The organism is Bacteroides sp. D1 (assembly GCF_000157095.2).
Classification (GTDB): Bacteria; Bacteroidota; Bacteroidia; order Bacteroidales; family Bacteroidaceae; genus Bacteroides; species Bacteroides xylanisolvens.
On sequence record NZ_JH114339.1, the window covers coordinates 347258 to 366487 of the forward strand.

The 19230-nt window shown below is 42.6% G+C and carries 17 protein-coding genes and 2 pseudogenes; 3 read left to right on the forward strand and 16 right to left on the reverse strand.

The features are described from left to right. Positions 1–113 precede the first annotated feature (113 nt). The 7 genes and pseudogenes from BSAG_RS0223145 to BSAG_RS12970 all read right to left on the reverse strand — a co-directional run. Positions 114–326 (reverse strand): annotated as a pseudogene (locus BSAG_RS0223145) (conjugal transfer protein TraG); the annotation flags it as partial. Between the two features lie 47 nt (positions 327–373). Further along, entirely contained in the window at positions 374–2185 is a 1812-nt protein-coding gene (locus BSAG_RS12995) for a reverse transcriptase/maturase family protein (protein WP_008771517.1), read from the reverse strand. Positions 2186–2735: 550 nt separating this feature from the next. Next, positions 2736–4805 carry a helicase HerA domain-containing protein gene (locus tag BSAG_RS12990; RefSeq protein WP_008997486.1) on the reverse strand — a complete coding sequence of 690 codons (2070 nt, stop codon included), beginning with the start codon at positions 4803–4805 and terminating at the stop codon, positions 2736–2738. A gap of 98 nt (positions 4806–4903) precedes the next feature. Continuing rightward, entirely contained in the window at positions 4904–5200 is a 297-nt protein-coding gene (locus tag BSAG_RS12985) for a DUF4133 domain-containing protein (protein ID WP_008770784.1), read from the reverse strand. Between the two features lie 12 nt (positions 5201–5212). Beyond that, entirely contained in the window at positions 5213–5575 is a 363-nt protein-coding gene (locus BSAG_RS12980; protein ID WP_008770785.1) for a DUF4134 domain-containing protein, read from the reverse strand. 51 nt (positions 5576–5626) lie between these two features. Continuing rightward, positions 5627–5959, reverse strand: coding sequence for a DUF4134 domain-containing protein (locus BSAG_RS12975; protein WP_008770786.1), 333 nt, complete (start codon positions 5957–5959; stop codon positions 5627–5629). Continuing rightward, on the reverse strand, positions 5956–6408 hold the full coding sequence (locus tag BSAG_RS12970) for a hypothetical protein (protein WP_008770787.1): 453 nt from the start codon (positions 6406–6408) through the stop codon (positions 5956–5958). Before BSAG_RS12970 ends, BSAG_RS12975 begins: the two co-directional genes overlap by 4 nt. Before the next feature lie 449 nt (positions 6409–6857). On the opposite strand from BSAG_RS12970, the gene BSAG_RS12965 reads away from it, so the two are divergent. Then, positions 6858–8426, forward strand: a complete 1569-nt coding sequence (locus BSAG_RS12965; protein ID WP_008770788.1) for an RNA-binding domain-containing protein — start codon at positions 6858–6860, stop codon at positions 8424–8426. Positions 8427–8537: 111 nt separating this feature from the next. On the opposite strand, the gene BSAG_RS12960 is transcribed toward BSAG_RS12965, so the two are convergent. From BSAG_RS12960 to mnmE, 8 genes are all read right to left on the reverse strand, one after another. Then, positions 8538–9425, reverse strand: coding sequence for a toprim domain-containing protein (locus tag BSAG_RS12960; RefSeq protein ID WP_008770789.1), 888 nt, complete (start codon positions 9423–9425; stop codon positions 8538–8540). A gap of 46 nt (positions 9426–9471) precedes the next feature. Beyond that, the gene (locus BSAG_RS12955) at positions 9472–10539 is read right to left on the reverse strand and encodes an AAA family ATPase (RefSeq protein ID WP_008770790.1); all 1068 of its coding nucleotides are present in this window, start codon (positions 10537–10539) and stop codon (positions 9472–9474) included. Further along, entirely contained in the window at positions 10539–10985 is a 447-nt protein-coding gene (locus BSAG_RS12950) for a helix-turn-helix domain-containing protein (RefSeq protein WP_008770791.1), read from the reverse strand. The genes BSAG_RS12955 and BSAG_RS12950 overlap by 1 nt, the downstream gene beginning before the upstream one ends. Beyond that, positions 10982–11377: a helix-turn-helix domain-containing protein gene (locus tag BSAG_RS12945; protein WP_008770792.1), complete on the reverse strand. Its 396-nt coding sequence runs from the start codon at positions 11375–11377 to the stop codon at positions 10982–10984. Before BSAG_RS12945 ends, BSAG_RS12950 begins: the two co-directional genes overlap by 4 nt. A gap of 158 nt (positions 11378–11535) precedes the next feature. Continuing rightward, the gene (locus tag BSAG_RS12940) at positions 11536–12312 is read right to left on the reverse strand and encodes a hypothetical protein (RefSeq protein WP_008997488.1); all 777 of its coding nucleotides are present in this window, start codon (positions 12310–12312) and stop codon (positions 11536–11538) included. 57 nt (positions 12313–12369) lie between these two features. Beyond that, positions 12370–13878, reverse strand: a complete 1509-nt coding sequence (locus BSAG_RS12935) for a hypothetical protein (RefSeq protein WP_008997489.1) — start codon at positions 13876–13878, stop codon at positions 12370–12372. An 11-nt stretch (positions 13879–13889) separates the two neighbouring features. After that, complete coding sequence (locus tag BSAG_RS12930; protein ID WP_008770795.1) at positions 13890–15050, reverse strand: site-specific integrase; 1161 nt, start codon at positions 15048–15050, stop codon at positions 13890–13892. Positions 15051–15277: 227 nt separating this feature from the next. Next, positions 15278–16675: a tRNA uridine-5-carboxymethylaminomethyl(34) synthesis GTPase MnmE gene (gene mnmE / locus BSAG_RS12925; RefSeq protein ID WP_004316490.1), complete on the reverse strand. Its 1398-nt coding sequence runs from the start codon at positions 16673–16675 to the stop codon at positions 15278–15280. A gap of 285 nt (positions 16676–16960) precedes the next feature. Here mnmE and BSAG_RS25635 point away from each other — a divergent pair. Further along, positions 16961–17218 (forward strand): annotated as a pseudogene (locus BSAG_RS25635) (response regulator); the annotation flags it as partial. An 82-nt stretch (positions 17219–17300) separates the two neighbouring features. Next, positions 17301–17960: an NAD(P)-dependent oxidoreductase gene (locus tag BSAG_RS12915; RefSeq protein ID WP_004316487.1), complete on the forward strand. Its 660-nt coding sequence runs from the start codon at positions 17301–17303 to the stop codon at positions 17958–17960. Between the two features lie 285 nt (positions 17961–18245). On the opposite strand, the gene BSAG_RS12910 is transcribed toward BSAG_RS12915, so the two are convergent. After that, positions 18246–19124, reverse strand: coding sequence for a nucleoside phosphorylase (locus tag BSAG_RS12910; RefSeq protein WP_004316486.1), 879 nt, complete (start codon positions 19122–19124; stop codon positions 18246–18248). Between the last annotated feature and the right edge of the window lie 106 nt (positions 19125–19230).

Here is a 19230-nt window from a genome sequence, read left to right on the forward strand (position 1 = left end):
GGTTAAGTTTTCCCGTAAACAGATAAGTCGGCTGATGATAGGTCATTTTCAAAGAACACTTTCCTAATCTCTTGCCAAAGAGATATTTACGATGCAACCTTTACGGGCGCACACATGAATTTGATGTATTCTGCCATAAGAGGGCTGGCTATGGCTTTCCATGCCTCCTCAATGACCAGGACTTTGCGGTTCTTCTTGATACGCATCTTTTGCAGGAACACGTCCATGATGATGAGTGTCACCAAGGGGAACAGGAGCGGGTCATGTAGGCTAAGCACCCAACGCCTTTCCATATTACTATGGTAGGTTTTCAAATGCTCGCCCCCGAACCGGACGTACACATTTCGGCGTATCCGGCTCTCCATTAATTCTATCAGTCTTTCCATCCACCGTCAACTTTTTTATGACAACTTCGGCAAAGTGCTATTGTCTTGCGTTTTCGTGCAATCATGTGGCGTTCCCAATCTTCTTTTTCTTGTAGATTTTTGAGTTTGCGTACATGGTGCATGTCAAGTTTGACGTTCTCTTTTCCACATAATTCACAACGTTTTGCCTTTAGTCTGTCTATAAGGCTTGTTGCTGTGTAGAAATAGCGAACTGGCTCTTTGTCGCAACATTGTGCATAATCTTGCCTTTTTCGCTTGAAACCGTCATGGTAGAATTGGCGTGTCAAAGTCTTACCGTTTTTATTTTTATAACTTACCGTAAACACCTTGTCTTTCTTATACTTCTTGCAGATTTTCACAACCGTACTTTTATATTTGGCTGCAAAAGTCTTATACATACTGTATTCCATAATGTACTTGAAAGTATGGAGTGTATGGCAGTTGTTTGCAAGTGAATAAAAATTGTAAAGACCTCTGATTTCCGCATTGTATCTTTCCAAGATTTCCAAATCGTCATTATTTATAAGATATGTACGGTGTTTTGGTTTATACCTTTCCTTGCCATTATGCACTTTAATTTGCAGCGCATCATAGTCAAGCAGTTTCTTCCGAACCACCTCGGTAGGCATTTTCAGATAAATCTTATTGTTGTAAGGTCTTGTCAGTTTGCCTGCCTTGTTTCTCTTGGTCTGTGCGGATTTACGAACATAGATTTCATAACCGAGGAACTTAGCCGATTTCTTTCCGTGGGTGATAAGGGTTTTATCTTCTGATAGTTCAAGAGAAAGTTTCTCTTCAAGGAATCTCTTAATATCCTGTTTGATAACTTTCGCTTCGTCTTTCGTTCCTATTACGGCACACAAAAAATCATCAGCATAACGAACATACTTCAGTCGTCTGAAATCGTAGTCCATTTCTACGCCACATGAAATCATGGTTCTTTCTCTGTCAAAGCGTTTTATTTCTTTGATGATTAGTTTACGCTCTTTCATGCTTGTTACCTTTTTAAGTTTCAATACTGCAAGTCGTTTCCCATACTCAAATTTGATACGTTCGGGATTATCCTTTCGTTCTTTTCCCTTATCAAACTGGGATATGTATTCTCGCATATAGCGGTCAAACTGGTCAAGGTATATATTAGCCAGAATTGGACTGATAATACCACCTTGGGGTGTTCCACTGTATGCTTTATTAAATATCCAGTCTTCAATATATCCTGCGTTCAGAAACTTGCGGATTAGTCGGATAAAACGTTCATCGGCGATGCGTTTTCTGAGAATAGAAATCATTACATCGTGATTGATATTATCAAAGAAACCTTTGATGTCTCCTTCTATAAACCAGCTTGCTCCGTTGAATGTCTGTTGGATTTGACGTAACGCCGTATGACAGCTACGTTTAGGTCTGAATCCGTGAGAGTTTGCATCAAAGCTACCTTCATAGATTGCTTCCAAAATCATTCTGACTACTTCTTGCAAAAGTTTATCATTGAACGTAGGTATTCCAAGAGGACGTTTTTTCCCATTCTTTTTGGGAATATACACCCTTCTTGACGGGATTGGCTGATAAGTCTCGTTTTTCAACGAAGTAATCAGCTTTTCGATACGAGATATACTCATGTGGTCAATGGTGGCATTGTCTGCACCTTTGGTCATGTTGCCTTCTTTCGCATAAATACGTTGATAGGCAACGTAGTATATCTGTTCGTTGAACAATAGGCGATAAAGCCTCTCAAATTTGTAGTCTGGTTGTTGACTATGTTTAGCCAGACTGTTTAATACTTTTTCTGAACTTCTCATAATGTCTCACACATTTTTCATTAATTGTATTAAAAGAATTAACTGCCTCCCTTCGCCATGTACAGGACGTTACCCTGCTCGGACTACTACGGAGGCTCCGTTGCCTTGTCGGATATTCAGAGGTCTGCACCTCATAGCCTTACAACTGGCTTTCCGATTTAGGCAATCCCCGTTTGCTTGCATAATAACTATTGCGTGATAGACAGGAGGATATGACTTCCGTCCGTTTCTGCTTATTGCAGATGCGTCGTGACATGTACATGCTCTATTCTCCTCAAAGACTGGAAAATGAGTGTCACGATACAACGAGTTTAGCTATCTTACGTTGCAGGTACAGCCGAATACCGCTTGGACTATCATTTAATCAGTATGGATTTTATCCTTTGTCTATCATTTCATCCTACCATTCAGTCGCAACTTGATAGCTAATTGACTCATGGCTTTTCCTACATGCTACACTCCCCATCGTCTTTCGTTGAATGGATAAGTAGGTGGATGATAGGTCATTTCAATGTACTCTTGCCTAATTCCTTGCTAAAGGAATAGTTATTTATGCAGCCTTGACGGGCGCACCTTTTATGGAATCGATTTCAAAGACAATGAAGGTCTCATCAAACAGCGAACTGTCCATGTTTTCGTTCAGCGTCTTGTCGTGGTTGCCACCTCGATAGAAATCTTTCATCATATACCGGTAGGTGGAAATGTCTATCCCGGTTATACTGTTTTCATTGCAGATGTCGGGAATGCGTTGTACGGAGAACTCATAGAATGTGTTGAATGACAGTGATTCCACTTTCAGTTCCTTTCTCCTGCGTTCTATCTCGTCTATGACAGTTTCTATCCGTGCGTTCAGTTCCGTTTCACTTTCAGCGCGATTGCCGCTTTTGTTTCGTTCGTCAATCAAAAGGCTTTTGCGCAAATCCTCCCGTTGGGGTGGGGTGAAACCATCGAAACCGTTGAAGTAGGTATCGTAATATTCGGTGATGACCTGCTCGATCAGCCTGTCTTCCGTTTTGGTGACCGTCCCTTGGCTGCCTTTCCAAATCAGCAGCACGAGATTTTTCAGGAAGCCTGTCTTTTCCACGTTCAATTCCTGCCTGTTGATGCGGAAAGGGTTCATCGTAATCGGGCATTCCTCCGTGTAAGATATATATTTTCCACCCAAATACTCGCACAATCCCTCGTATGAGTTACCGGTATCTACCATTACCACGTCCGTCCCTTGCTCGTGAAGCTGGCGCACAACGCTGTTCATGTGGAAGGATTTGCCGCTGCCACTTGGACCCAGACAGAAAAAATTACTGTTGTCGGTCAATTTCTCCGCGCCCTCTTTTCCTGTGATGTCGATAGCCACAGGCACGCCTTGCCTGTCCGTGTAATATATCTTCAAAGGAGTTTTCTCGCTATGCAGGATGCGTTCCTTGTACATCAGACAGGCTGCCGCATCACCCAAGGTAAGGAAACGGTCATAGTCGGGATTCATACCGTAACAGTTGCCCGGAAAGGAGTTGACGAACAGCTCCAACTGGTTGTAGGCTCTTTTGGAAATATGGATGCCCATCCTTGAAAACTGGTTTTCCAGATGGTTGGTGCATTTGTGGAGGTCGGTGTCCGCGGACATGGCTACTACAAGATTGTAGTGCGTATAGACCAGTTGCTTGCTTTCCCTTGCCACCACCTCCTGCACACGCTTGATGTCTTCTACCGCCATTTGATTACCGGGATTGGGCATACTCGCATGGCGGTTCTTCTTTTTGTCAAGCAAGGCCAGTTCTCTCTTTTGGTTGGGAATGAATATCATCTGGTTATACACCACCGCTTCGGTATTGGGAATGCCGGACACAACCGACACCAGATCCATCGGCATACTGCTGTTGTTGACTTCCACGTTGGTGTAGGGATGGATGACAGACGGCAGGCTCACGTTATCCACATCCACAAGGCTATACACCTTGCACCGTTTGTCTCCCATGGAGATACATTCATCATTCACCTTGAAGTTAGTCATCGAGACTACCTTGTCACGGAAGTTCATGGCGAAATAGCGGTCAACATATTCATTGACTTCCTGCCTGTTCAGGAATCTCACCTGTACGCCGGCATCACGCAGTTGGTCGTGAACCTTGCGTATCTTTACAAGGAAGTCTCGCCACTTCTTGCCGTCAAAAGAAAACAGACGGCTTTTCTTGACTTCCTGAGTGATAGTCAGGTAACATTCGCTGTCGGTATAAGGTCTTCCGTTGAAGTAACGGAAATAGGATGTGGAGAGAAATTCACGGTTCTCGTCACTCTCTTCCGTGAAATTCTTCCGGATAAAAATATCCTGCTTGTGTATGGCATAGCCTTCTCCCAAAGTCTGGGCAATGGCGGTGAAAAGTTGCGTGAACTCATAGTAAGAGTCGATATTGGCGCAATACTTCTGTACCGGGTTCTCCAGTTTCAGCACGGCGGAATACTCTCCGGTCTTGGTATATATCACACCAATCCCGTCCGCTTCTTCCACGGAGAAATAGATGTCCTGAAAGATGCGTTTCCGCTTGCCGCCAGTTCCAAAGGCATAGACCGACACGGCCATGCCCACGCAAAGGGCAATGAAGACTATGAAAACATATATAATCATTCGGCTGTTTACAATTAAGGGCAGGCTGACCTATTGAAAGGTCAAGCCCACCCACGTTCAACATTCAATATATCCATTCATGGTCAAATGGTTTTCTGTTACATTTTCTTTGAGTAGGCATAGATGAACACCCCACGTTCCAGCCGTTTGCTGTGCAATCCCTTGCGCTGCTTGAACAGAATCAGTCCCACACCGCTTGTCACGGTGACGGACAGGACAATCAGGGCAAGGACGAATCCTGCCATACAGTAGGCTATGATGAAGCCGACAATGGCGATGCCTATCGTGGCTGCCGCCCAATAGATGTAGCGACCCTGAATACCCATAAATTCAAGGGGACGTTGCAGCCCCTTGAACAATGGATAATCCGGATAGTGTTCCTCTTTCCCGTTCATGATACCTGCGGTTTAGGAGAGTCCGAAGAACAGAGGAAGTGCCTGGGCTGCCGCGATAAGGAAGATGCAGGCTCCGACCACCATCATGATTTTCTTCTTGACATCCTGCTCCTCGTTGTTCATCGCGATATATACCGAGATCGCACCCACTACGGCTACCACACCGGCAATGGCGTAACAGAGTTTCACCACGATAGGAACATACTTGGCGATTTCCTCGCTCACTTGGGTCAGTGCCGCTGTTCCGGCCGAGTAGTCTCCTGCGGTAGTCTGTGCCATCAAAGCGGTCACACCGCACATTACCATCAGGCAGGTCATCTGCGTTTTCTTTGAAGTCGCGATTTTCTTTGCGAATCGTTTTACTTTTTCAAACATACTTGTCTTGTTTTAATTGAACTTTATTGATTGTTTTACACTCGTGATTTTCTAAATTCGATAGCCGAAAAATGCCGGGAAGACTATTGTTGCACCTATGATGAAAAGGCAGGCCCCGACCAGCGTGAGTATGTGCTTGGTTATTCCGTCCTCGCCCGTGTTCATCTTGATGTATATCTGGAATGCGGCTATGACCGCAAAACCTCCTGCAACCGCGTAAATGATATACTGGACATAGAGCATCATCGTCACCACATAGTCGTGCATGGAAGCCAGTGCGTCCGCTCCCCACGAGTAGTTCACGCCGCCGCTTTTAGCGAAGACGGAACAAGGGAGCAGCGTACACAGTGCGCTTAGTATTCTTTTGCCATTGTGTCGGGTCATAGTTCATCAATTACGTTCTTGGTGGTTACACCTCCGTCCGGATGCAATTCTCCAATGCCATTTTGAATCATCAGCTTGTACAGCTCTGCGGAGTTATAAGGATTGGAGAAGGTAACCTGTGTCTCTTCCATGTTAGCCTTGACCTTGTTGTTCAGAGCCTCGATGACATCCTGTCTCGGCTTTTCGTCTGTGGGATTTGTTTCCTCCGACACATTCTGTGTCTCATCGATGTAGTGTGTCTCATACTCGTTATCTCCGATATTGAATCCCTTGTCGTTCTCCACCACGCTGACGCTTTCTTCCTCGTCAAAATCGCTCACGTCAAATTCTTCTTCTCCGGATTTTATCTTTTCTTCGTTTTTACCATAAAGGTCTCTTGCTATCATCACAGCGTAGTAGATGATGTATGCCACGGTCAGCGCAATGGCGAAGATGAAATATGCTTTCATATCTTATAGTCTGATTTTAGAATATGATTAAAATATGAACGCAAAGGAAATACAATAATTTCATACTACGAAATATCCTTGCGAAAAGCGGCTGAATATTAAACATTATTCTGAGAAAATCTAAAATCATACTCAATTATCATACTTTAAGCGCAATTTTGAACCGAAAAACGAGCCGGATTGAGACGAGGATGAAAGATGAACAGGTTGTCCGGTTTGCCCGGCTTAATGTCTTTACTTGTATTTTCCAAAGAAGATCAGATGAAAGTCTCTTATTCATCAATGACTATTAAACCAATCACCCGTTTCTTTGCTCAACTCGTGCAAAATCATTAACTTTGCAACAGATTTTCAAGGTGTTTGTGGTAATAAAAGACGAAAACGCAAAACTGCCATGTATATTTTGAAAGACGAACAGAGAACAATTACCATTAAGCGGATGAATAATTATGGCACTTGCTATCAACATAGACGACCTGCTGAACAAACAGAGGATAGAATCCAATCGGATTGAATTTAAGAAAGGTTGGAATCCGGTGAGCATATACCACAGCGTATGCGCTTTCGCAAATGATTTTGACGACCTTGGTGGCGGTTATATCGTGGTAGGCGTTGACACTGACGACAAGACCGGAGTTGCCATTCGGCCTGTTGAAGGAATACCCATTGAAGAGATTGATGACATCCTTCAGGATATGGTCGGCTATAATAACAAGATAGCCCCGTACTATATGCCTCGGACAAGCACGGAGGAAGTGGACGGCAAGACTGTACTCGTAATATGGTGCCCTGCCGGGATTAACCGTCCGTATTCTGTTCCGGAGAATGTAACGGCAAAGAACGGTTCCAAGGAATACTTCTATATCCGCAGTGGAACAAGCAGCATTATCGCCAAAGGTGAGGTGCTGGATGAGCTTCGCGAACTTGCCAGTCGTGTGCCATTTGATGAAAGGGGCAACCCTGACATTCGTTTGGAAGACATATCCACTTTGCTTTTGCGTGAATACCTGGTGAAAGTCGGAAGCAAACTGGCAAGCGAGATTAACATCAGACCACTGCAAGAGATTCTGGAGCAGATGGACTTGTTTGTCGGTCCGAAGGAAAAACGTATGCTGAGAAATGTGGCTGCCATGATGTTCTGTGAGAATCCAAGCAAATTTTTCAAGCGGACACAGGTGGAGATTGTCTATTTCCCTGAAGGAAGGCTGAATAATCCGAGTAACCTTTACGAAGGAGCAGTCATCACAGGTTCTGTTCCGCAGATTATAGACCGCACCTTGGAATACTTGAAGCGTATGCTCGTGATGCAGAGTATCATCAAACCGGAGAATGACTATCGCAGTAGGAAATTCTATACTTATCCTTATCAGGCATTAGAAGAAAGTGTCACGAACTCGCTTTATCATCGTGACTATCGGGAATGGGAACCTGTCGTAATAACAGTAGAGCCGGATAGTATTACCATTCAAAATGTGGGTGGCCCGGATCGAAGTATATCTGCCGCTGACATTTCCCGTTGTGAGATTCTTGTATCAAAACGTTACCGCAACCGTCGCTTGGGTGAATATCTTAAAGAACTGGACATGACCGAAGGGCGTTCTACAGGTATTCCGACCATACAAAATGTGTTGGAGAATAATGGCTCTCCACGTGCAACCGTTGTCACGGATGAAGACCGCACATTCTTCCGCATCACGATTCCTTGCCACGAAGCTGCCGGAAATATAATAGCCGACATAGCCAACAAAGATGCTTCCGTGAAGGCATCAAGGCGAGGTGCACTCAAAACTGCACTACAAACTGCACTACAAACTGCACTACAAACTGCACCAAAAACTGCACTACAAATTTTGGAACAAATACAAATCAATCCCAAAGTAACCATGACAGACCTTGCTAATCTGACAGGTTATTCAAGAAGGTGGGTCGCCCAAACAATGAAGCAGCTTCAGGAATTGAATGTTATTAAGAGGGTAGGTTCTACTAAGACCGGCTATTGGGAGATTATAGCCAAATAGATAATAGGAAAAATCCATAACCAGGTTTACTTACACACATATCCACGAAAATCCCTCCTGTGCGGAGAGCCTTTCGTGGATACTATATTTCTATCAAAGGGAATACAAAGACTAACGCCTTTTGCCTCTCAGATAGTCATTGAGGTCTTTGTAATTATAATAACATTCCGAATGGTCAGTTACACGGTTGCCACAAAGTCCGGCAATAGTTTCGACTGTTTTTCGCCCGGCAAGGTCGTTATCCAGATAGCAATGGATGGCGGTGTACCGTTCCAGTTCCACAAGACACTTTTTCAGATTACTGACTGAGTTCATCACAAGAAAATCGGTAGGACTGTCGATGCAGACATGATAGTCTCCTTTTCTATGAAGTTCTTGGTAAGACAAGAAGTCCATAAAGCCCTCGAACACGCAGACATGGTTTTGGATTATATCCTTGTTATACCTGATGACGGATATGTCTTTCCCCTTTATACATCCTTTATAATAAGGATTGCGCACCTCGTAACCGCCGGTCTTGTTTTCAAAGGCTATGGCGAAATAGTGTCTTTTGCGTAGCTCATAATGAATTTCCTTGCAATATAGCCTGCCGATATTCTCGCTGATATACCTGGAACGGAGGTAAGACAACAGGGCATGGTGGCTCAGTTCTCTTACTTCCACGTTTTCCATTTCTTCCTCGATAGGACAGGGGCGGACACTCCGGCTTTGTAACTGTTGAAAAGGTACGCCAATGGCATTCTCGCTGATACGGAGCAATACCACACTTACATTGCCAGTACGATAAAGGTGTTTTCCCAGTTCTATGATGTCACCTCCGGCAGAAAGCCCAAAGTCGTACCATTCGTTCAAATTATCGTTGACCTTGAACGAGGGGGTACGTTCCTCTCGCAATGGGGAGAGGTACCAATACTGGCAGCCACGCGCATTGACCGGAGAATGTCCTATTATCCGCAGATATTCCACAAGCCGTATCTGTTTTGCTTCGTTGATATTCATTTTAGTATGGTTTACTTATATATACCCACAAACTAAACCATACCGGTTAGAGGTGGAATGAAGGGTTATAGGAGTAGGTACGACCGTTTTTTGTAATGGCATGATTTTCCAACAGGAACTTACACAAGTTTACCAATGTGTTTCTTCCTCTTGAATACCCAATGCTCTCATATCCCTTTTTAAGAGCTTCAAGCAAAGATTGATAGCCATATTCCGCGCATTCTTCAAAGGTTACTTCCAAGGCGGTTCGGTGTTGCTGCTCGGTCATATCTATATAAGAAGCCAGTCTGTCCATTTTGTTCTTTTTGAATTGATGTTCTTTTACCAGGTGTGGGAGAGAGTCTTCTCCGATTTCAAATGCGAAAGGCGTAAATTCCCTGTCCCTTATGTGCATGGCTCTTACTTCGCTGATTTTTCCATTTTCATTGTTTTTTGATATTTGCAGGATAGTCTCGGCCTTATTGTTCAGTTCTGTTCCGATATGCCCTCTGGTATTGTCATCCCCTTTGTTTAGATGTAAGACGGTGTGGATATGCAGTTCGTAATAGCTTGACCATCTCATCAGTTCATTGATTATGTCAAGAGATTCACTGGGACTGTTTATGTCATGGATTAAATCACGGATGCCGTCAATGATTACGAGCCCGATGTTTTGCTCTTCGTGGAGTGCCCATCGTATAATATCTCTCCTTTGGTCGGGAGTGTATTCTCGCAGAACCAAGAATTGGATGTTGTCATTTTCCTGGTCAGTAGGCAATCCTGCCAGTTTGAGGATTCGATGAAGCACTTTGTGGCAATGGCACTTGCTTTGTTCTGTGTCGATGTATAGGATTCGATTCTTGCAAGATGGCAGTTCTGCTTTGTACTTTAGAATCTCCTTTCCGGAAAGAGCCGATGCGACAATAGCACTGACATTGAATGTCTTTTTGCTTTTGGGTTTGCCGGTGGAAGCACTGAAATTTCCGATTGTGGCAATGGTAACACCGTCTATTTGTACGATTTCCTGTGGAAACTCATATTTTTCGGTAACACTCAGCCGTATATATTTCAATAAAGACTTATATTTGGCTTCGTCTATCCGATAATTGTTGGGTTGTATCATATCAGGTTGCATTATTTTTTCCCTCCTTTTGTTGGTTTGTTCTTACTTTTTTGTCCCAATGTGTAAGCGATGATATTGGCTTGCCTTTCTATTTCTGTATTGGAGAAACAGGGGTTGCGCTTTATCCATCGGTTCAGGTCATCCCTGAGAATGAATATGTTTTTTCCATTCGGCTTATACACGGTAAGTTCTTTCTGCATGGTTAACTTATAGACATAGCCTTTGGACACTTGTAGATAGGCGGCTACCTCGTCTATATTGAGAAACTCTTTTGCGGCATAAGCTATCTTTTCCACATTTTCAAGATGGGATAGCAGTTCGGCCAAAGAACCGAATCGTTTCAGGTAATTTTCAACATTCAGGATTTCCTGCTGAAAATTTTCCAAGGAGTTGTTTTCGAGGAATGATTTCAATCCTTCGATACGGGAGAGTAGTAAGTCTATTTCTTTTCTATTCATAATTCTTCTCTTGTTATAGCAGCAGGTTGCCCTATTGTTTGTACTTGATTTCTCATTGCCCATTCGCAAAGTTCCTTTCTGTTGAAATACACCAATTTGCCGTTTGGCTTGTAGTGTGGTATTTGCTTGAGAGAAGTGAGTTTGTAGATATAACTCTCGGACAAACCGAGATAAGCAGAAGCTTCAGCGGTAGTCAGCACTTCCTTGACTGCCCAAATACGCTCTTTCAACTGTGCAATGTAATTCTCGATGGTCTGGATTTTATCCACTTCGTTGATCTTTTGTTCTAACGATTGGAGCCGTTCAAAAGGTTTCTCCGTTGCCATCATCGAAATCATGTTCTCCATTTTGGAGAGCATCTTATTTTCATTTGTCGTTCTTCGATGTCTCATTGATTGATGCTGTTAAATTTGACAATGGGAGGTATGCCCTCCGTGAGTAATCGATTACGGAGGGCAAAGGTAGATGAGTATATTCGCTTGATTATGTTGAGATTGTTGAGTATCAACACAATTCTCAATACAACTCTCAACAATTTGTTATTCCTTTGTTATACTTCTCTGTTTTTGATTAGAGTGATATACTTGTCTATGATTGCCAAAAACTGCTTATCTATGGCGTTGGGAGTGGTGTCTTTTATCCGATTGAGGGTTGATGACATATCGTGTTGGGTCAGTAATTTCTTCCTTGAAGAACTGATGACAAGATGTTTTTGGGCAATTACCGATTGCCAGTTATAGGTTATCACATCGTGTGAAGCCAGTTTGTCCAACAATAAAACCAATTTGCTGTTGTTTCTTGAAGTCACAGTCTGCAATGTGTCTGCCGCATAACAAATGGCAACATTGTCTGCATCCAAAACTTCCTTAAACAAACAGACCTCATTGGCAAGCTGCACAATGAGGTCCAGAGTATGTCTGTCAAGTAAAGGTTTGATGTTGGTATTCTGATTGGTCTGAATAGGATTCCCCGGACTGCTGTTGTCGGACTCGGTAGTGGATTCCGACAGATCAATGGCGTAAAATTCGTTCAGAAGTTTTATGATCCCATTTTCGTCCAATAGGTCATGGTCGAAATGTTTGCGAATCAAAATTTCATGCTTCCCCAGAAGCTCTATTACCGTGTGGTAATTCTTTAGATGTTCATTCTTGCTCCAGGCATCATTCGCATCGTGAAACCGATGTGAATGGGTAAAGTCAAGCACGTATCGCCTGTAACTTTTTTGCTGTGTGGTGACTTCGTCTTTGTAAGACTTATGGGCTTGCTCAACCAACCGGAATAGCCCTTCTTTACCGGTCTGCGCAGGAGTCCATTGGAAACCTCGCATCGCTCTTTTCAAAAAGAGAGAGGTGCAAAGATAATTTCTTTGACATAAAACATTATTTTAAGTATTGTTGTTTGCCACCTTTGCGTTGATGGCGTTTTTGTTTTGAGTGCTAAGATAGTTATCTGCAATGGTTTTTAGTTGAATATCGTATGTGTCAATCAATCCTTTTTTGACTATAAAACGAAAATTACTATCCATACTTTCTCTGTTAGGTACTTTATCACGTTGCAAGCGGAAACAGTTTACGCACTTTACCCATACATCATAGGGATTGTGTTGCTTAAAGGCCAAATGTACAAAGTACATAAGTGAAGTCTGTGTTTTCATCCATACTATAGGATGTTCAAATACCGTTTCATCGAAAATACCTTTGAATGCGGCAAATGTGGTGTCGGAGGAGATATATCCACCGTCAAGTAGGGCAGAGAACATGGAATGTATCTCATCTTCGCTATTCGGACTGTAAAATACAACTTTGCTCGTATGAATAAGCCGTTCATCAGAAGTTTCTTCATTGAACGTATTTTCAATGTGTTTGAACTTATCACAGATAGCCTTTAATCTAACATCATACCTATCCAACCATCCGGCTCGCTTAATCCAACTGTAACCTGATACAAAACAAGCTTTGTGCGGAGTGTGTCCGTTTATGCTGAAACAACATTCTCCTTTTATCCACAAGTCCTTCTTGTTGAATTTGTAAAATGCCTGATAGACGAAAAAGGACAACTGCCGTTGCGTTTTAATCCATTCTACCGGCTTGCTGAATGTCTTTTTATTGAAAATGCCGACAAATGTTTTCAAGCCAGTGTCAGGTGCGATGTATCCGTATTTCACTAAATCTCGATACAACACTGCTATATCTTCTTCACTCTGTGGCGTGTAGAATGTCTCTGTCTGATGTGTTGGCTCAAATTCAGTAAAGTCAACTTCCGGGTAGAGGGCTTTGGTCGTTTCGTAAAGTCCCGTATTGTATCTTGGAACACGCCAAGTGCTGAATCGCTTTCCATATTCCCTTTTCCATTGCTTTTCAAAAAGGATGTAGGTGCTGGGAAGTTTGCAGATGGTAGATACAGCATAGGCTATCACTTTCAGTTGCAGCGGCTTCGTTTGCGGCATCGGCTGATAGTGTTCATCCAAGAGACCTGCGCGTATGGCTCTTTGTAATAATGTAGCCACCTGTTCATTGGCTAAAGGCTCAATCAAATCTTTATATTCGCCTTTCACCTCCTCTTCTTGCCTTTTGCAAAGTGACAGCAACGCTTGCATATTGTTCGCATAACAGTCAATTACCTTGACGTATGCAGAATCAATTTCCAGCCTATGACTTTGTACATAGTTTACGACAGGAACGGTAAATTCGTTATTTGTTATAAGGTTTGCCAAAAGAGGAGAGGGGGCTTGTTCCATATATAGACAAATCTCTTTCGCCCATTTTCCGATATTCATCCACGAAGAGTCAAGTGCTTCAAATTCGATTTCGTCATCCAAATCCAACTGGCTTTTCATTTCGCCGACGATTCGGGTAATCTTCGTTATCTTTATAACGGTTTCTTGCCTTGTCATAAGCACGGGATTTAATCAATGTCCGGAATCAATGATACGGCATTCTGCTTGTTTTTGTCAAGCACCTTTGCATAAATTTGTGTGGTCGCCAACTCTTTGTGTCCTAATAGTTTTGATACTGTGTAGATGTCTGCGCCCAAGTCAAGCATAAGCACAGCGAAGGTATGTCTCCCGCAGTGGAAGGTCAGATTCTTATTGATATTGGCAGCCATGCTCCAACGCTGTAATTCCAATGAAGTCCAAGCTCCGTATGTAAATCCTGTAAATACGGGATCTTCCGGGTTGCCTCTTTCACCGAGGTATTTTTCTGCCTGTGAGGAAATGTCAAGATACTCCTGTCCGCCAGTCTTCTTTTGTTTGAAGACGATTCTTGTGTAATCTCCAAATTTTTGAACTTCGCTCCATGTGAGTTTCTGAATATCGCTTTTACGAAGTCCGGTCAGGCATGAAAAGAGGAAAGCTCTTTTTAGAATAGGATAGCGGCAAGGAGTAGCAGCCAACTGTTTTACCTCTTCCAAGGTCAGATAGTCACGCTTTACTTCTGCGGCTTTGAATCCCTCGATTCCACGCAAAGGATTTACAGGTATGATTCTTTCATCGTAAGCCTGGTTGATACAGGCGCGGAGCTTATTGAAATAAGAGACTTTTGAGTTTTGGGACAAGCCTTGAAACACATCCCTTTCCCTACGTGGACCGGTACGCTTGTGAGTGTCTTTTTCCACATTGTTCAAAAAATCCTTGAAGCCGTTTATAAACTCCGGAGTAATATCTTTGAATGTGGTTTTCTCATCACAATAGATTTCGAGATAACGCAAGCAGCTTCTCCAGTTACCCCAGTTTCCGTCAGATTCAGGATTCTTGTGTCTTTCTTCAACCATCTTCCGATAGTATTCCAGAAAAGGAGTATCTTCTTTGAATTGGCGAGTGAAAGAATACTCTCCATTCTGCATTTCAATGAGGCGTTTGGATTTTATAGCCTGGGCGGTTGCCAATGTCTGTCTGTTTTGCTCACGCTCCAGCGGAGTAGTGGCATCGATCAGATAAAGTTTCAAATACTCTTTCTGACGTTTCCCATTTCTGTAGATGTCGAGATACAAGCTCACGTTACCGTTTGCCAACTTCTTTTCCCGTAATTTTACGGGTTCTTTCTGGATTGTTGTTTTCTTAGTCATAGCCTGTTCCTATTTTAATGAGAGATGTGATTCATTGTCTTCGGGGGACAGATTTTTGTCCCTCGCATCCCTTTCGGGGGACAATCTGGGGACAAAATTACGAAAAAAATATGAAAACAGGCAGAAAGTATGGAGAAAAAGAGAAAATGCAAATCCTTATAAAATCATTGATTTTTCGCACTTTACAGATTTATATTTTCTCTTTTTATGCTTTTCTTTTCTTTGTATCACTTGCCGATGCAAAAATGTTGAAAGATATTCTGAAGCACCATGTCATTCGTAACCTCACCAGCTATGTCCGAAATAAAGAAAATACACTCCCGTATGTCTTGCGAAAGAAAATCTCCGGAAATCTGTGAATCAAGTCCGTTTTGTACTCTATGGATAGCTTCCAAAGCTTTATTTAAAGCTTCGTAATGCCTTACATTTGTCACAATAATATCATTTTGTGTCACTGTAGGCATGTGTGCGGCATCAATAAGCATTTTTTGCAGTTCACTTGTGTTCTCTCGTTGTTTGGCCGAGATGAAAATAGATTCCGTAGATTCTTTGGGGAAGTCTTTTAATAAAGATAATAAATTCTCTTTCTGTTTGTCTTCGATCAAGTCAGCTTTATTGAACACAACAATCAAATGCTTTCCTTCACAACGCGGGATAATCTTCTCTGATAACTGTTCAATTTGAGAAGCGGCATTCACAGCATCTACCATCCAAAGAACAATCTCTGCCTGATCTAACTTTTGGAAAGTACGTTCGATACCGAGACTTTCAATCGTATCATTGGTTTCCCGGATTCCGGCAGTATCAATGAACCGGAAAGTGATTCCTCCGATGTTGATAGTATCTTCGATCACATCACGCGTTGTCCCGTGGACATCACTGACAATCGCCTTATCCTCATTCAATAATACATTCAGTAAAGTCGATTTTCCGGCATTCGTTTCACCGATAATAGCTACGGGGACACCGTTCTTAATAGCATTACCAACACTAAAAGAATGAGCCAATCGCGAAATGACCTGTTCGATTTCATCTGCTAGCTTCCTTAATGCCGAACGATCGGCAAATTCAACATCTTCTTCGCTGAAGTCCAGTTCCAGTTCAATCATAGAGGTGAAATTCAGCAATTTGTTGCGTAACTCCGTCAGCTCTTTGCTGAAACCACCTCGCATCTGGCTCATAGCCAAACGATGAGTGGCAGCAGATGAAGAAGCGATCAAGTCCGCCACAGCCTCTGCCTGACTTAAATCCATTTTTCCGTTGAGGAAAGCACGTTGCGTATACTCTCCCGGTTGGGCCATACGGCAGCCGTTCTTGATAAGCAACTGCATCACCTGTTGAAGAATATAAGAAGAACCGTGGCATGTGATTTCCGTACTATCTTCTCCTGTGTATGAATGAGGAGCACGGAAAAGACTGATGAGCACTTCGTCAATAATCTCGTCCCCGTCATAAATACGTCCGAATGTCAAAGTATATGGTTTCTGCTCACTCAATAATTTGCCAGTCTTGGCGGGCTTGAATATGCTGCCAGTGATAGAAATAGCTTCCGGACCGGAAACGCGGATGCTCCCGATAGCACCGCCCTGGGCGGTAGCGATAGCGCAGATCGTATCTTGATTCATTGTTTTTTCTTTTTGGATGAGCAAAGATAATTGTTTCTAAGTAAAAAATAGAAAATTGAGCACAACTTGTGCTTTATTTGTTTATATTTGCTGCCGTTGCAGTGGTACACCAAACAAAATAAAACAATAATGCTTATGGAACCAGCGATCAATTTATATTCTTCGAATGAGAAAAGCGAACTCATACGGGAAAACTATCAGGAAATACTTTCTATGCTTGCAGCTCATCAAATAGCTTTGTGGGAGTATGATATCATTACGGGCAAATGCTCTTTTTCAGAATTGGGGCAGGAGGCTATCAATAGTTTCATCCGTGAAAGCCCGGATTTGATACTGATGGATATTCGTATGCCGGTGATGGACGGTATTCAGGCTACTGAAAAGATTCGTACGATTTCTCTGACCGTGCCTATTATTGCAGTGACTGCGTATGCTTTTTATACCGAACAGCAACAGGCTATTCAAGCCGGATGTAACGCCGTTATTTCAAAACTCTATTCTTTGGAGAGGCTAAGAGAGACGATAGAATCTTACATCGGATAATTAATTTTCTAAAAGAGAACCAACATTCTGAATATTGTAGTGTTACTATTATAATAGTAGTAACATTATAATAGATTTGAATATGGAGAAAGTGAAAAAGATAGTCCTTATCGGAGCAAGTGGCTTTGTTGGTTCTGCTCTTCTGAACGAGGCTTTGAATCGTGGTTTCGAAGTTACAGCAGTAGTTCGTCATCCGGAAAAGATAAAGATAGAGAATGAAAATCTGAAAGTGGTGAAAGCCGATGTAGCCGTGCTTGATGAAGTGGCCGACGTTTGTAAAGGTGCGGATGCCGTTGTTAGTGCGTTCAATCCGGGATGGAATAATCCTGATATATACGATGAAACCATTAAAGTTTATCTGACTATAATTGATGGAGTGAAGAAGGCTGGCGTCAATCGTTTTCTGATGGTTGGCGGTGCCGGTTCTTTGTTTATCGCTCCGGGCTTGCGTTTGATGGATTCCGGCGAAGTGCCCGAAAATATATTGCCGGGAGTAAAAGCCTTAGGAGAGTTTTATCTGAATTTCTTGAAGAAAGAGAAAGAAATAGACTGGGTGTTCTTCTCTCCGGCAGCAGATATGCGTCCGGGAGTACGTACAGGGCGTTATCGGTTGGGAAAAGATGATATGATTGTAGACATCGTAGGGAACAGCCATATCTCTGTCGAAGATTACGCTGCCGCAATGATTGATGAATTGGAATATCCGAAACATCATCAGGAGAGATTCACGATTGGTTATTGATAAAAAATCAAATTAAAAATAATTGTGTGAGATAGTGACGCTATCCTTCTCGGATAATGTCACTATAATCGTATTATAGCGTTACTATCACGGCGTCATAGTGACATTATGTTGAAGATAGGCTAAATGATAAAAATGGAACTGTCTAACAAGTCCCTTATTAAGAATTTCCCCCACGCTACAAATAGTTGTAGCGTGGGGGAATTTCAATATTTAGAACTCGTTAGGCAGCTCTATAATTCTATTCTAACGATTACAATTTTATTTTTTCAGAAGAGCGTATCTCTATATTCTGTCAAGTACAGTTTTAATCAGTGTATCAATTGTATTTTTATATCCTGTATTGGCCTCTTTAATAAGTCGGTTGGCTATCACCATACAGACGGTCATAGCCTTGTGTCCCATCAACCGGCTAAGTCCTGCCAAAGCCGAACTTTCCATTTCGAAGTTAGTAATCTTATAGCCTTTATATTCGAAAGATTCAATCTTATCATTCTGTTTCGGGTCTGCCAATGGAACACGAAGTTCACGTCCCTGCGGACCAAAGAAACCTCCGGCAGCGATTGTTACTCCACGTACCATGTCCTCTTTGGCAATCTGGTCAATCAGTTCTTCGCTGGCATCAATGACATAAGGAGCAGGCGCGCACATATTTCCCGACCAACCCATGTGATTGAGGAATGCACGTTCAAAAGGTAAGTCGCATACAGCATTTCTTCCAGCATAGAAATTCAGCAATCCGTCGAAGCCGATAGACTTCTGCGAACACACAAATGTTCCGACAGGAGTGTTGGGCTGTAAGCCGCCACATGTACCGATACGTACTAATTCCAGTTGGCGGAACTGATCCTTTTCTTCGCGGGTACTAAAATCTATATTGGCGAGTGCATCCAGTTCATTTATTACGATGTCGATGTTATCGCAACCGATTCCTGTAGAAACCACTGTAATCCGTTTACCTTTATAAGTACCTGTGATGGTTTTGAATTCGCGGCTTTCCACTTCACATTCTTTGTTTTCGAAATGAGAAGCTACGAGTGCTACACGTCCGGGGTCACCTACCAGAATTACTTTGTCTGCCAACCATTCGGGCTTTACGTGAAGATGGAATACTGAACCGTCTTCATTGATAATCAATTCAGAGGATGGAAAGTACTTTTTCATGTTATTGAAGGGTTTTAGTTTTATAATAGGATTTGTATCTATAAATAGAAACGCCGGAACCGGATTTCAGTTCAGAAGAAGCCACTATCTTTTTCCTTTAGAAAAG

Coding starts and splice junctions, on each gene's coding strand:
- BSAG_RS12910 (WP_004316486.1), bottom strand. CDS start 19,124: ATGAAAAAGTACTTTCCATCCTCTGAATTGATTATCAATGAAGACGGT.
- BSAG_RS12915 (WP_004316487.1), top strand. CDS start 17,301: ATGGAGAAAGTGAAAAAGATAGTCCTTATCGGAGCAAGTGGCTTTGTT.
- BSAG_RS12965 (WP_008770788.1), top strand. CDS start 6,858: ATGGCACTTGCTATCAACATAGACGACCTGCTGAACAAACAGAGGATA.
- mnmE (WP_004316490.1), bottom strand. CDS start 16,675: ATGAATCAAGATACGATCTGCGCTATCGCTACCGCCCAGGGCGGTGCT.
- BSAG_RS12940 (WP_008997488.1), bottom strand. CDS start 12,312: ATGCGAGGTTTCCAATGGACTCCTGCGCAGACCGGTAAAGAAGGGCTA.
- BSAG_RS12985 (WP_008770784.1), bottom strand. CDS start 5,200: ATGAACGGGAAAGAGGAACACTATCCGGATTATCCATTGTTCAAGGGG.
- BSAG_RS12990 (WP_008997486.1), bottom strand. CDS start 4,805: ATGATTATATATGTTTTCATAGTCTTCATTGCCCTTTGCGTGGGCATG.
- BSAG_RS12960 (WP_008770789.1), bottom strand. CDS start 9,425: ATGAATATCAACGAAGCAAAACAGATACGGCTTGTGGAATATCTGCGG.
- BSAG_RS12945 (WP_008770792.1), bottom strand. CDS start 11,377: ATGAGACATCGAAGAACGACAAATGAAAATAAGATGCTCTCCAAAATG.
- BSAG_RS12950 (WP_008770791.1), bottom strand. CDS start 10,985: ATGAATAGAAAAGAAATAGACTTACTACTCTCCCGTATCGAAGGATTG.
- BSAG_RS12935 (WP_008997489.1), bottom strand. CDS start 13,878: ATGACAAGGCAAGAAACCGTTATAAAGATAACGAAGATTACCCGAATC.
- BSAG_RS12995 (WP_008771517.1), bottom strand. CDS start 2,185: ATGAGAAGTTCAGAAAAAGTATTAAACAGTCTGGCTAAACATAGTCAA.
- BSAG_RS12970 (WP_008770787.1), bottom strand. CDS start 6,408: ATGAAAGCATATTTCATCTTCGCCATTGCGCTGACCGTGGCATACATC.
- BSAG_RS12930 (WP_008770795.1), bottom strand. CDS start 15,050: ATGACTAAGAAAACAACAATCCAGAAAGAACCCGTAAAATTACGGGAA.
- BSAG_RS12980 (WP_008770785.1), bottom strand. CDS start 5,575: ATGTTTGAAAAAGTAAAACGATTCGCAAAGAAAATCGCGACTTCAAAG.
- BSAG_RS12955 (WP_008770790.1), bottom strand. CDS start 10,539: ATGCAACCTGATATGATACAACCCAACAATTATCGGATAGACGAAGCC.
- BSAG_RS12975 (WP_008770786.1), bottom strand. CDS start 5,959: ATGACCCGACACAATGGCAAAAGAATACTAAGCGCACTGTGTACGCTG.